The 12197-nt window shown below is 69.8% G+C and carries 10 protein-coding genes and 2 pseudogenes; 9 read left to right on the forward strand and 3 right to left on the reverse strand.

Features of this window, described 5'->3' with window-relative positions; genetic code table 11:
- Window positions 1–4: 4 nt before the first annotated feature.
- The 3 genes from trxA to CG723_RS39525 are packed head-to-tail and all read left to right on the forward strand — an operon-like array spanning window position 5 to window position 2485.
- Complete coding sequence (gene trxA, locus CG723_RS39515; RefSeq protein WP_100598388.1) at window positions 5–448, forward strand: thioredoxin; 444 nt, start codon at window positions 5–7, stop codon at window positions 446–448.
- Between the two features lie 28 nt (window positions 449–476).
- Window positions 477–740, forward strand: a complete 264-nt coding sequence (locus CG723_RS39520) for a UBP-type zinc finger domain-containing protein (protein ID WP_030082447.1) — start codon at window positions 477–479, stop codon at window positions 738–740.
- A complete protein-coding gene (locus CG723_RS39525; protein ID WP_100598377.1) occupies window positions 740–2485 on the forward strand; it encodes an FAD-dependent oxidoreductase in 1746 nt (581 codons plus the stop codon). Before CG723_RS39520 ends, CG723_RS39525 begins: the two co-directional genes overlap by 1 nt.
- Window positions 2486–2518: 33 nt before the next feature.
- Here CG723_RS39525 and CG723_RS48800 read toward each other — a convergent pair whose 3' ends face one another.
- Entirely contained in the window at window positions 2519–2641 is a 123-nt protein-coding gene (locus tag CG723_RS48800; protein WP_267893765.1) for a hypothetical protein, read from the reverse strand.
- A 1138-nt stretch (window positions 2642–3779) separates the two neighbouring features.
- Between CG723_RS48800 and CG723_RS39530 the strand changes: the two genes are divergently transcribed.
- The 3 genes and pseudogenes from CG723_RS39530 to CG723_RS47150 all read left to right on the forward strand — a co-directional run bounded on the left by CG723_RS39530 (window position 3780) and on the right by CG723_RS47150 (window position 6240).
- The gene (locus CG723_RS39530) at window positions 3780–4115 is read left to right on the forward strand and encodes a hypothetical protein (protein ID WP_234374759.1); all 336 of its coding nucleotides are present in this window, start codon (window positions 3780–3782) and stop codon (window positions 4113–4115) included.
- A gap of 57 nt (window positions 4116–4172) precedes the next feature.
- A complete protein-coding gene (locus CG723_RS39535; protein ID WP_100598378.1) occupies window positions 4173–4820 on the forward strand; it encodes an HAD family hydrolase in 648 nt (215 codons plus the stop codon).
- A 322-nt stretch (window positions 4821–5142) separates the two neighbouring features.
- A pseudogene (locus CG723_RS47150) lies at window positions 5143–6240 on the forward strand (integrase core domain-containing protein).
- 64 nt (window positions 6241–6304) lie between these two features.
- Here CG723_RS47150 and CG723_RS39555 read toward each other — a convergent pair.
- Window positions 6305–7195: a LysR family transcriptional regulator gene (locus CG723_RS39555; RefSeq protein ID WP_100598380.1), complete on the reverse strand. Its 891-nt coding sequence runs from the start codon at window positions 7193–7195 to the stop codon at window positions 6305–6307.
- Window positions 7196–7473: 278 nt separating this feature from the next.
- Between CG723_RS39555 and CG723_RS39560 the strand changes: the two genes are divergently transcribed.
- The 3 genes and pseudogenes from CG723_RS39560 (at window position 7474) to CG723_RS45950 (ending at window position 9301) form a co-directional block, all read left to right on the forward strand.
- Window positions 7474–8661, forward strand: a complete 1188-nt coding sequence (locus tag CG723_RS39560) for an MFS transporter (protein WP_442802630.1) — start codon at window positions 7474–7476, stop codon at window positions 8659–8661.
- A gap of 50 nt (window positions 8662–8711) precedes the next feature.
- Window positions 8712–8876: pseudogene (locus CG723_RS49405) on the forward strand (HNH endonuclease); the annotation flags it as partial.
- A gap of 281 nt (window positions 8877–9157) precedes the next feature.
- On the forward strand, window positions 9158–9301 hold the full coding sequence (locus CG723_RS45950; RefSeq protein WP_107489222.1) for an ANTAR domain-containing protein: 144 nt from the start codon (window positions 9158–9160) through the stop codon (window positions 9299–9301).
- Between the two features lie 119 nt (window positions 9302–9420).
- On the opposite strand, the gene uvrA is transcribed toward CG723_RS45950, so the two are convergent.
- On the reverse strand, window positions 9421–11889 hold the full coding sequence (gene uvrA / locus CG723_RS39575) for an excinuclease ABC subunit UvrA (RefSeq protein WP_100598382.1): 2469 nt from the start codon (window positions 11887–11889) through the stop codon (window positions 9421–9423).
- Window positions 11890–12197 lie beyond the last annotated feature (308 nt).

Raw genomic sequence — 12197 nt, forward strand, 5'->3', positions numbered from 1 at the left:
CACGGTGGCAACGAGCCGGACCAAGACGGTCGTCTGTGAGTCGTGCGGCCGCAAGAACCGGGTGCCAGCAGCGGGGGCCGGGCGCCCCAAATGCGGAAACTGCGGTGCCCCGTTGCCATGGATCGTCGATGCTGGCGATGACGACTTCGCGGAGATCGCCGAAAAGGCGGCGCCCATCGTCCTCGTCGACCTCTGGGCCACCTGGTGCGGTCCCTGCCGCATGGTCAGCCCCGCACTGGAACAGGTCGCCCGCGAGCTCGCCGGAAAGATCAAGCTCGTCAAGGTCGATGTCGACCAGGCCCCCAGGCTGTCCCAGCGATTCCAGGTGCAGGCGGTGCCGACCCTGCTCCTTCTCGACCAGGGAAAGGCGATCGCGCGACAGGCTGGCGCCGCCCCCGCCAACGTGCTGCGCCAATGGGTCGAGGAGACCATCGCGGGTCGCCGCTGAGCCCGTCCGCCAAGGGAGGACGACCATCATGACTACCGAAAGCGACTGGCACCTGTCGCTCGTGCGCCCGGTGACGCCGCGCACCCCCGAGGGCTGCGAGGAGTGCCTGCGCCTCGGCTCTCCCTGGGTGCACCTCAGGCTGTGCCTGACCTGCGGACACGTCGGATGCTGTGATTCCTCGCCACTCAAGCACGCCCGTCTGCACGCCGCCAACGTCGGCCACCCCATCGTGCAGCCCCTCGAGCCGGGAGAGAACTGGCGCTGGTGTTACGTCCACGAGGCCGTGGTCTGATGACTGCCGCGGGCCCGGACGGGGTACCCACCGAAACCCCCGATCTGCACGGCGCCTACCCCCGGCTGACGCTGGAACAGCTCGATGCGCTGGCCCAGTACGGCGAGTACCGCCCCACGCAGCGGGGCGAGGTGCTGTTCCGCGAGGGCGAACCGTGCGAGGAGTTCCTTGCCATCGTCAGCGGGATGGTCGAGGTCATTCACGACTACGGCGGTCCCGACCAACGTACCGTGGCGGTACACGGCCCCAGCCGCTTTCTGGGGGAACTCGGTCTGCTCGAAGGCCAGACGGCGTTCGACACCGCGGTCGTACGCGAGCCCGGCCAGGTCCTCGCGGTCCCGGTGGAGCGCCAGCGGGCCCTGGTGGCACGCGATCCGGTCCTCGGGGACCTGGTTCTGCGCGCCTACCTCGGCCGCCGGTCCCTGCTCATCGGCCTAGGCGCCGGCTTCCGGATCCTGGGCTCGTGCTACTCCCCCAACACCCTGCGGCTGCGTGAATTCGCCGCCCGCAACCGGCTACCACACCGATGGATCGACCTGGAGAAGGACAAGGAAGCCGAGGCGCTGCTGCGCCGGTTCGGCATCCGTCCGGACGAGACCCCGGTCGTCTTGTGGAAGGGAGAGCAGGTACTGCGCAATCCCAGCATCGCGGACCTCGCCCGCCTCATCGGACTCCCCACCTCTGCGCACGGCGACGGTGAATACGACCTGGTGGTGATCGGCGCGGGCCCGGCCGGGCTCGCCGCCGCCGTCTACGGCTCATCCGACGGCCTCGTCACCGTAGCCGTCGACGCCATAGCCACCGGAGGCCAGGCCGCCACCTCCTCGCGCATCGAGAACTATCTGGGCTTCCCGTCCGGGATCTCGGGTGGCGAACTCATGGAACGCTCGGTGCTCCAGGCCCGCAAATTCGGCGCACAGCTCACCGTCCCCGCCGAGGTCACCTCGCTCGAACCGCGCGACGGCCGGTACGCCCTCACCTTCGCGGACGGCTCCGAAATCCAGGCCGCCACCATCGTCCTGGCCTCGGGAGTGCGCTACCGCAGGCTCGACGTCCCCGGCATCGACCGGCTGGGAGGCTCCAGCGTCTACTACGCCGCCACACTCCACGAAGCCAACCTGTGCCGGACGGACCCCGTGGCGGTGGTCGGCGGGGGCAACTCCGCAGGCCAGGCGGTGCTCTTCCTCGCCGAATACGCGCCCAAGGTGTATCTGATCGTCCGCAACGGCGACCTCAGCAAAGACATGTCACGCTATCTGGTGGACCAGGTGACACGCCATCCGAAGGTCGAGGTGCTGACCCACACCGAAGTGCGCCAGGTCAGCGGAGAGGGCACCCTGCAGTCGTTGACCGTGGAGGACAACGCTTCCGGCGACCGTCGCGAACTGCAGGCCCGCGCCCTGTTCGTGTTCATCGGCGCCCGGCCGCACACCGAGTGGCTGAAGAACGTGATCGCGCTGGACCGACGGGGGTTCGTGCTCACCGGCGCCGACGCCCGGGCAGCGGCCGACGAGAACATCTGGGAATCGCTCGGGCGCGGGCCACTGATGCTGGAGACCACGATGCCGGGTGTCTTCGCCGCGGGTGACGTCAGGAGCGGGTCCGTCAAGCGGGTCGCCTCCGCCGCGGGGGAGGGCGCCATAGCCGTTCGGCTCGTCCATGAACACCGGGCTCAGGAAGGAAATCTCGTCCGCGGGTCCGGCGTGAGCGAGCCTCGGTCCGTGCCGGGCCAGTCGGTGTCCTGACGCTCGCCGGAGGCGGCCTGGCGGACCGCCCGGTCAGTCCTCCAGACCGACGCCGAGGGCGCCACCCAGCGTTCCCACGGACGTGATGAAGCAAGCGAGGGAGAGGTAGCAGCCCGCGTTCGGCTCGTGCCCGGCAGCGGAAGGGGGATGCGGCATGTCCGAGTGGACTCTCGCGATACTCGTTCCGGTCGGTCTGCTGGCTGGAGGCCTGAGGACGTTCTTGGTCTGGGCCCGCCTGGGAACGAAGGAACCGTTGAATCACGACCACCGGATGCCGGAGACCCATTTTCGACAGGGTGATGGTCCCGGCGGCTGACCGGCGGCGGCCACCGCACAGGTCTATGACGAGCTGATCGGCGCCGAGCCGCCCCTCGTCGACGAACACCGGGTCAGCGCCGAGTGGCACCGCGAGTACATCGCCAGCAATCGCGAACACGCCGAACTCGCCCTGACGCAGGCCGGGGAGCTGTAGACCTGCTCGCCGCGGCGAGACGCACCGAAGGGGCCGGACAAACCGTCCGGCCCCTTCGCCGTGCATGGGAAGAAACGGCGGACACGCTGGTCGTCGCCGGATTGCGCGGCTTACCCCCGGGTCCTGTTGGGCTGCGAGCAGGGGACTTGCGCCGCTCACCCCCGCGCGGGTGTCGGCGGCGAGCGACGCGACTTCCCGTTGCCCTCCCAGGCGAGCCTTCGAAACATTCGGCGCTGCCCCCATAGCCACAGCTCCGACCACCGGAGCCCTCGCCCCTCCCCCACCCGACTACCACCAGCAGCCAGCCACATCGACGACGACGCGATCAAACTGATGAGCCATCAGGAAGTCGGCATCAGGTCAGCGAGAACCCTGCCGGAGCAGCTTGCACTCGACCACACCTGCACACGACAGGAGGCCCCGCAAAAGCTCCCCTGACCCACATGTTGCGCTTCAGCTCGGGAACCTGGTGGAAGGTCAGCCGCGGGGTGGGCCCCATCCGGGTCGACGCATTCATTCTTGGGGAAGCGGCCCAGGATGTGTACCTCGTAGCGGGCGAGTTGCTCTTCGACGGCCAGGGACCCCAGAACGGGCCACGTCGTGCCGAGGCCCTCATGCTGACCCCAGCCGAGTCGGCCGCGGCATGGCATCGGCAGGATGCTCTCAGCATGCGACGGTCGACTGACGTTGGGGCGCTCACCGATTGCCGTCAGGGGGCGGAGGGCGGGCAAACCATCCGCGAACGACAAGGACTCCCCGCACGGGAAAGGCTCCGGGAACGGCAAGAACTCCGGGCACGGCAGGGGTTCAGGGCGCGGCACGGTGCCCGGCCCGCGCGACGGGGCGGCGGACTCCGCGCCGTCCGTCGGGCTGCCACCGCATCTGCCCGGGGCGGACGAACTGGGCGACGACGCTGACGTGCCCGACTGGTGGCGGGTGGAGCCGGCACCGTTCAGGCCGGGGGAGACCGTTCCGGGGATCGTCGTCGGCGGGCTGGTGGTGTGGCTGTGGGGCTGGCTCGACGGGCGGTGGGGCGAGCCCAGCGCCCAGGAACGGCTGGGGCAGGAGATGGCCGACGGGCTGCCGGGAATCGTGCGGGTCGCGGCGGTCGCCTCGGCGTTGTTCCTGGTGTGGCGGATGCGGCGGGTGCCCCGCTGAGGGGGCCGGGGTCGTGCCTCCCTGACCGGGGATGCCGCCGCAGGCACAATGGCAGGCATGGCTGCACACTCTCCGACGGTTGGCTTCGACCTCGACATGACGCTGATCGACTCGCGCCCGGGCATCAAGGCCCTCTATCAGGAGCTGTCGGCCAGGACCGGCACCTTCATCGACGCCGACCTCGCGGCGAGCCGGCTGGGGCCCCCGCTGGAGGAGGAGATCCGCCACTGGTTCCCCGAGGAGCGGGTGGCGGACACCGCCGCTCTCTTCCGCGAGCTCTATCCGCAATACGCGGTCGCGGCGACGCCCGCCCTGCCCGGCGCCCGGGAGGCCATCGACGCGATCCACGCGGCGGGCGGCCGGGCGATCGTGGTGACGGCGAAGTACGAGCCCAACGCCAAGCTGCACCTGGAACACCTCGGCCTCGACGTGGACGCGCTCTTCGGCTCCCTGTGGGCGGAGGGCAAGGCCGAGGCGCTGCGCAAGCACCATGCGCAGGTCTACGTCGGCGACCACATCGGTGACGTCGTCGGGGCGCACACCGCGGGCGCGCTGTCCGTCGCGGTCGCCACCGGCCCGTGCGATGCCACGGAGCTGCGCAACGCCGGTGCCGAGGTGGTGCTCGCGGAACTGACGGAGTTTCCGTCCTGGCTGGAGCGCTATGTGGCGGAAGGGGTGGACGGGGGCGACGGCGCCGCCACCTGACGGCGCTGAGCTGTGGCGGAACGGATCACTCCGGCCGCGGCGATCAGAAAACCGAGGCCCATCAGCGTGCACACCCAGTAGAAGACGGACGGCAGCGGTTCGGTCCCGAGGAACAGCGGCGCCACCGTGGCGAGAGTGGCCACTGCGCCAGCTAGGAACATGATCGCGCCGATTCGGACCAGCAGATCCCCGGCCCTGCGCTTGCCGAATATCTCATCCGCCCTGGTGAGAGCGAGTGTGCCCGGTTTCGCCGATGTCGACCTCGGCTGCTCGAGTCTGCACTCTCGCGCAGTTGGAGATCGCCGCGGCATGATGATCAACCGTGCTGCTTCGACTGGCTTACCTGGGTGTGACGAACGCGTTCGCGGTACTGCGCCTGCTGCCGATGAGCGCTCGGGACAAAGACGCGGAGATCCTCGCCCTGCGCCATCAGATCACTGTGCTGGAACGTCAACTCGGCAACAACAGAGCGCGGTTCACTGCGAGCGACAGGGCGTTCCTGGCTTCGCTGCTGCACCGTCTGCCCTTCGACGTGCTGCGCAGACTGCGGCTGCTGGGACGACCGGACACGGTGCTGCGCTGGCACCGCGATCTGGTCGCTCGCCGCCATGCTGTCGCCTCCCGGCCGAAACCCCCGGGGCGCCCACGGACGGTCCACTCCGTTCGGGCGCTGGTGGTGCGCTTGGCGAGGGAGAACCCCTGCTGGGGGTATCGCAGGATTCACGGCGAGCTGCTCGTCCTGGCCGTGAAAGTAGCTGCGTCCACGGTGTAGGAGATCTTGAAGGACGCCGGGATCGACCCTGCACCCGAGCGCGGCTCCAGCACGTGGCCGGACTTCCTGCGCTCCCAGGCCGACGCGCTGCTGGCCTGCGACTTCTTGGAAACCGTCACGTTGTCGGGGACGCGGATGTACGTGTTCCCGATGATCGAGCACGCCAACCGGCGTATCCCGGATCCTGGGAGCCGCCGCCCACCCGACGGCATCCTGGGTGACACAGACGGCGAAGAATCTCGTCATGGACCTCGAAGACGCCGGCTGCCGGGCTCGGTTCCTACTCCGGGACCGTGACGGGAAGTCCCCGCCCTGTTCGACGCCATCCTCCACGACGCCGGCATCGAGGTCGTACTCAGCGGCATTCAGATGCCGAGAATGAACTCCATCGTGGAGAGGTGGGTGCAGACCTGCCGGCGCGAACTCCTGGACCGCACGCTGATCTGGAACCAACGCCATCTCTCCTATGCCCTACGGGAGTTCGAACAGTTCCACAACGGGCACAGGCCGCATCAGGGCATCGCCAATGCCCGCCCGATGCGCCCACTCCCCCAAACGATCACCGATCCGGGGCAGATCACCCGCCTCGACATACGACGACGCAAGCCTCTCGGCGGCATCCTCCACGAGTACGAACATGCCGCATGACGTGCACGGATGACATTTTCGGCAAGGACAGGGCCGGACACCACCGCCGGGAAGCGCCCGCGCGTCACAGGGCGATGACGTGGAGGTCGACCAGGTCGAGCAGCGCCCGCAGGGCCGAGCTGGGCCGCCGGGTCGACGACGTGCCGAGATGCATGCTCCAGCGGAGCATGGTGCCGTGGACGTCCAGGACTTGCAGGCCGGGGGTGCGGGCAACGGCGAACGCGGGCAGGAAGGCGGCGCCCAGACCGTGCCGGACCAGTGCCGCCCCCATGTCGATGTCGGGCACTTCCAGTGCCACCCGGCGTACGACGCCCGCCAACGCGAACGCCTGGTCGACCACCTCGCGGTTGCCGTAGCCCGGCGGGAAGTCCACGAAGGGCTCCCCCGCGAGGTCCGCAAGTGCCACCTCCCCCCGCTGCGCGAGCGGATGGGCGGCGCTCACCACCAGGACGAGCGGCACGGTGGCCAGCTCCCGTGCGTCGATCCCGGCGGGTTTGTGCTCGGGCAGCGACAGGAAAGCCACGTCCAGGTCCCCGCTGAGCAGTGCGTGCGCCAGTCCCGCCGATCCGGTCGTCGCCAGCCGCAGCCGGACGTCGATCGCCGGATGCCGCGCGTGCAGCTGCCCGAGGAGCGCAGGTAGGTCCACCACCTCGACCGAGGCCATGGCGCCCACATTCACCGTGCCGCGCAGCGTGTCCTGTGCGGCGCGCGCGGCGTCCTGGGCCGCCTGGGCGGCGTGCAGGGTGGCCCGAGCTTCCGGCAGCAGGGCCGCGCCCGCCCCGGTGAGTCGGACCTGCTGCGACGTGCGCTCGAACAGCGCGCAGCCGAGCTCGCGCTCCAGGGAGCGGATCGCGGCGGACACCCCGGACTGCACCACGTGCAGCCGTCGGGCGGCACGCGTGAAACTCAGCTCCTCGGCGACCGCGATGAAGTGCTCCAGCTGACGTAGCTCCACACGAGAAGTATCACTTGCATTGCTCGAGCCCAGCAAAAACATTCGTTGGCACTGATCCTGGCTGGTGAGGAGAATGGAAAGCGCCATCCACTTCCGCCCGAGGAGGGGTACCCCTGCCTGCCGTTCCGACGCCGCTGAGCCGTCCCACAGCCGACGCTCCCGACGACCCGACCCATCCGATCCCAGCACCCGCTGCCGTCGACCTGCCGCCCCGCGCCCCCGCCCGGCGTCGTGCCTCGCACACGACCGGCTTTTGGTTCGTGGCGGTGGCCTTCACCGTGCTTATGGCCTTCGGTACCGCGCCGACCCCGCTGTGGCCGCTGTACGAGGCCCGGGACCACTTCGGCGCGACCACGGTCACGGTGGCGTACGCCTCGATGGTCGTGGGCGCTGCGGCCGCCTTCCTCGGACTGGGACACCTGTCGGACCGGCTCGGCCGACGGCGCGTCATCGTCCCGGCGCTGCTGGTTGGCATCGTCGCGTCGGTCGTACTGATCACGTGGCGGGACCTGCCGGGGCTGATCGCGGGCAGGATCCTGAACGGTGTCGGACTGGGGTTGATGGCCTCGACCGCGACGACGTACCTGCACGACCTCCACCACGAGGCCCGTCCGGAACGGACGGGTTCGGTGCTGCCCGGCATCGTGGCCACCGCCGCCAACCTCGGCGGCCTGGCCTCAGGGCCCCTGGTCGCCGGTGCCGCCGCCGAATGGCTTCCCACGCCCCTGATCACCACCCAGGCGATCTTCACGCTCGCCATGGCAGTGTGCCTGGCGCTGGTGCTGTCCACCCCGGAGACCGTGGACCTGGAGCTGCCCGCGGCCGAACCGCCCAGCAGGTTCGTCCTGCGCCCCGGCGGCGGGCGGACGTTCGGCGCGGCCGCCGCGCTGGGCGCCTTCGCCTTCGCGATCCTCGGCCTGATCTCCTCCCTCGGGGCGAGCGTGCTCCATGGCACCCTGCACACCGACTCGCACCTCGTGGTCGGCTTGTCGGCCTTCCTCATGTTCGGTTCCGCGGCGGCCGCCCAGCTGGTGCTGGGCCGCCTCCCACTGCCCCGGGTCCTGACCGTGGGGGCAGTGGTATTCCCGGTCGGCCTGGTCCTGTGCGCCGTCGCCCTCTACCACCCGGCGCTCTGGCTCTATCTGGTCGCCGTGTCCCTGTCGGGAGCCGGCTCCGGGCTGCTGTTCAAGGGAGGCGTCGAACGTGCCGTTTCAGTGGCCGAGCCCGCCTCACGCGCGGGAGTCCTTGCCGTGTTCTTCGTCGTCGCGTACCTGGGCATGGGCCTGCCCTCCGTCCTGTTCAGCATCGCCCTGCGGCATTTCGCCGTGCAGACCGCGATGATCGGCTTCGCGGCGGCCCTCTCCTGCGGCGCCGTTGTGTCGGTCGCCGTCGCGTTGCGCGATCGAGCACCCGGTCCCGCCGCGCTCTCGGCGCAGCCGGCTCGCCCCTCCTCCGCACAGCGGTAATCGCCGACCGAGAGCCGTTGAAACCCAACCACATCAGCACCACCGAGTTGGTGAAGCGGCTCCTCGCGGACTGCTGCGAGATATGCGGATCAACGCGCCGGATTACGGTCCATCACATCCGGACATTCGCCGATCTCAAGCAACAGGGCCGAGCCGAGCGCCCCGTGTGGGTGAAGTTGATGGCAATGAGACGACGTAAGACCCTGCCCGTCTGTCGGCCTTGCCACGAGGACATCCACGCGGAACGAGCGACCTCATCCACCCGGAAAAGATCGCTGGAGAGCGGTGTGCTGGGAAACTGGCCCGCACCGTTCGGGAAGAGGCCGTCGGAAAAGGACCCGGGCCACGGGCACCTCGTCGGCGGCCGACTTCACTCCGCCGATGGCAGCGGAACGGCGCCTGGCACCAGATCCACCCGGCTCCAGTCCCTGGCCGACGAAGGGTGCGATCACGTGGGACCTGAGCGTCGACTCCACGGTCTGCCGCGCACACCAGCATGCGGCCGGGGCCCGCAATCAGGGCGATCGGCATCGTCGTCACGCTGGCCGGCCTGCGCGCGGAGGACGGCCGGGACGTCCTACGGGAGATCTCCCAGCACACCGACATCGAGATGCGCCACATCGCCGAACTCATCGTGTAGTGGGCCCAGGCGGGACACCTCCCCAGCGATCTCCGCCACAAGCTGGAACGCAGCATGGCGACGCGCGCAACCCTGCGCCCCGAACCCGGCTGACCGGTGCTCAGCCCCTCGCGCCGTCGTCAGGAGCGCGCTAGCCGGGCCGCGAGATAGGGCGCGGTGACGCTGCGGCGGGCCCTCGCCACCTTGGCCGGCGGGCCCGCCGCGACCACCCGCCCACCCGCGTCGCCGCCGCCCGGCCCGAGGTCGATGACCCAGTCGGCGGTGGCGATCGTGTCCAGGTCGTGCTCGACGAGGACGACCGTGTTGCCGGCGTCGACGAGCCGGTGCAGCTGTCGCAGCAGCAGCGCGATGTCTGAAGGGTGCAGCCCCGCCGTCGGCTCGTCGAGCAGGTAGAGCGCGTGCCCGCGGCGGGCTCGCTGCAGTTCGCTGGCCAGTTTGATGCGTTGCGCCTCACCACCGCTGAGTTCCGTCGCGGGCTGGCCCAGCCGCAGGTACCCCAGTCCCACCTCGCGCAACGTCTCCAGACTGCGGGAGGCGGCCGGGACGGCGGACAGGAACTTGGCGGCGGCGTCGACGGACAGCGCCAGTACTTCCGCGATGTTCTTGCCGCGGTAGGTGACTTCCAGCGTTTCGGCGTTGTACCGGGCGCCCTGGCAGGTCGGGCACGGCGCGTAGGTGCCGGGCAGGAACAGCAGTTCGACCGCGACGAATCCTTCGCCCTGGCAGGTCTCGCACCGCCCTTCGGGCACGTTGAAGGAGAACCGCCCGGCCGAGTAGCCGCGCGCCCTGGCCTCGTCCGTCGCCGCGTACAGCTTGCGCACCGCGTCGAACATCCCCGTGTACGTGGCAAGGTTGGACCGGGGAGTTCGGCCGATGGGCCGTTGGTCGACCCGGACCAGCCGGTCGAACGACTCGACCCCCGACGCGTCCTGGACGTCGACCTCCAGCTGCGCCTCATCGGGCTCCTCGGGTACGAGTCCGAGGTGGCCGCGGACGACCTCGGCGAGCACCTGCGTCACCAGCGTCGACTTTCCGGAACCGGACACGCCCGTCACCGCCGTCAGTACGCAGAGCGGTACGTCGACGGACACGTCGTGCAGATTGTGGCGGGAGACGCCGCTCAGGTGCAGCCAGCCGTGCGGTGTGCGCGTGCGGTGATCGAGCGGCTGGGCGCGCCCGAACAGGTACTGGCTCGTGGCCGACTCCCCGACCCGCTCAAGACCGGCGACCGGGCCGCTGTACAGCACGCGTCCGCCGCCCTCACCAGCGCGGGGGCCGATGTCGACCACCCAGTCTGCCCGCCGTACGACGTCCATGTCGTGCTCCACGACGAACAGCGAGTTGCCCGCCGCCTTGAGGCGGTCCAGCACGTCCAGCAGGGGTTCCGCGTCAGCCGGGTGCAGGCCCGCGGAGGGTTCGTCGAGAACGTAGACGACGCCGAACAGCCCCGAGCGCAGCTGGGTGGCGATCCGCAGGCGCTGCGCCTCGCCGGGCGACAGGGTCGTCGAGCGGCGCCCGAGGCTGAGATATCCGAGGCCCAGGTCGAGCAGTACGTCGACCCGCGCGACCAGATCGCCGCAGATCCGCACCGCGGCCTCGCTCGTCTCCCCGGATCGGGCGGTCGACGTGGTGGCGTCGGCCTCGGACCGCCCCGCGACGGGCCGCAGCAGCGCCACGACCTCGGTGAGCGGCATCGCGTTGATCTCGGCGATGGAACGTCCGGCGAAGGTCACGGCGAGCGCCTCGGGCCGCAATCCGCTGCCGTGACACTCGGGGCAGGGCACACTCCTGACGAACCGGAGCGCCCGTTCGCGCATCTTCTCGCTCTTGGAGTCGGCGAGGACGTGCATGACGTGCTTGCGGGCGCTCCAGAACTTGCCCTGGTAGCCGTAGTCGACGCGGTCCTCCTCCGGCTCGATGTACACGGAGGGCTGCTCGTCCGTGTACAGCAGCCAGTCCCGGTCCTTCTTCCTGAGCCTGCGCCACGGTCGGTCGATGTCGATCCCCAGGCCGCTCACGACACTGCGCAGGTTGGCGCCCTGCCAGGCGCCCGGCCAGGCGGCGATCGCCCCCTCGCGGATGCTCAGCGAGGGGTCCGGGACGAGCAGGTCCTCGGCGACGTCGTGCACGACGCCCAGTCCGTGGCACTCCGGGCAGGCGCCGGCCGCGGTGTTGGGTGAGAACGACTCGGCCTCCAGCCGCGCGGCCCGGGGCGGATAGGTGCCGGCGCGGGAGTACAGCATGCGCAGCAGATTGGACAGCGTGGTGATGGTGCCGACCGTCGAGCGCGAGCTGGGCGACCCGCGTCGCTGCTGCAGGGCCACGGCGGGTGGCAGTCCGGTGATTTCCTGCACGTGCGGTGCGCCGACCTGTTGCAACAGCCTTCGGGCGTACGGCGCTACGGACTCGAAGTAGCGCCGTTGGGCCTCCGCGTAGAGCGTGCCGAACGCGAGCGAGGACTTGCCCGAACCGGAGACGCCGGTGAAGGCGACCATCGCGTCCCGCGGAACGTCGACATCGATGTTCCGCAGGTTGTTCTCACTCGCGCCCCGGACATGCACGAAGGGGTCGGTCCCGTCCTTGTTCACCGTTCCTGATTACCCGATCGCACCGGGAACCGCGCGACAGGCGCCGTCACCGGGCCCCGCTCACACGAGCGTCCGGAGTATCCCGGATCCATTTTCGATACACGGCCTAAGAGCAATGCCGTTGCGTTGCGGGCTTGCGGGTTGGGGTCTTGTGATGAGGACGGCTTGAGGTCCGGTGCGGGTCGGCTGCGGCCAGGTCCGGTGTTCAGGTCGCTTGAGGTGGTAGTTGGACATCTTGCGTTTCACTACGCGGGGCTGGCTGCGCAGGCGTCTGATGGGCAGGAGCCGTTCCATGAGGTCCTGTTCGA

The organism is Streptomyces sp. CB01635, assembly GCF_002803065.1.
Classification (GTDB): Bacteria; Actinomycetota; Actinomycetes; order Streptomycetales; family Streptomycetaceae; genus Streptomyces.

What these genes read in the sequence shown, in the direction of transcription:
- CG723_RS39520 (WP_030082447.1), top strand. Translation starts at nt 477, where the DNA reads ATGACTACCGAAAGCGACTGGCACCTGTCGCTCGTGCGCCCGGTGACG.
- CG723_RS39525 (WP_100598377.1), top strand. Translation starts at nt 740, where the DNA reads ATGACTGCCGCGGGCCCGGACGGGGTACCCACCGAAACCCCCGATCTG.
- CG723_RS48800 (WP_267893765.1), bottom strand. Translation starts at nt 2,641, where the DNA reads ATGCCGCATCCCCCTTCCGCTGCCGGGCACGAGCCGAACGCGGGCTGC.
- CG723_RS39535 (WP_100598378.1), top strand. Translation starts at nt 4,173, where the DNA reads ATGGCTGCACACTCTCCGACGGTTGGCTTCGACCTCGACATGACGCTG.
- CG723_RS45950 (WP_107489222.1), top strand. Translation starts at nt 9,158, where the DNA reads ATGCGGCCGGGGCCCGCAATCAGGGCGATCGGCATCGTCGTCACGCTG.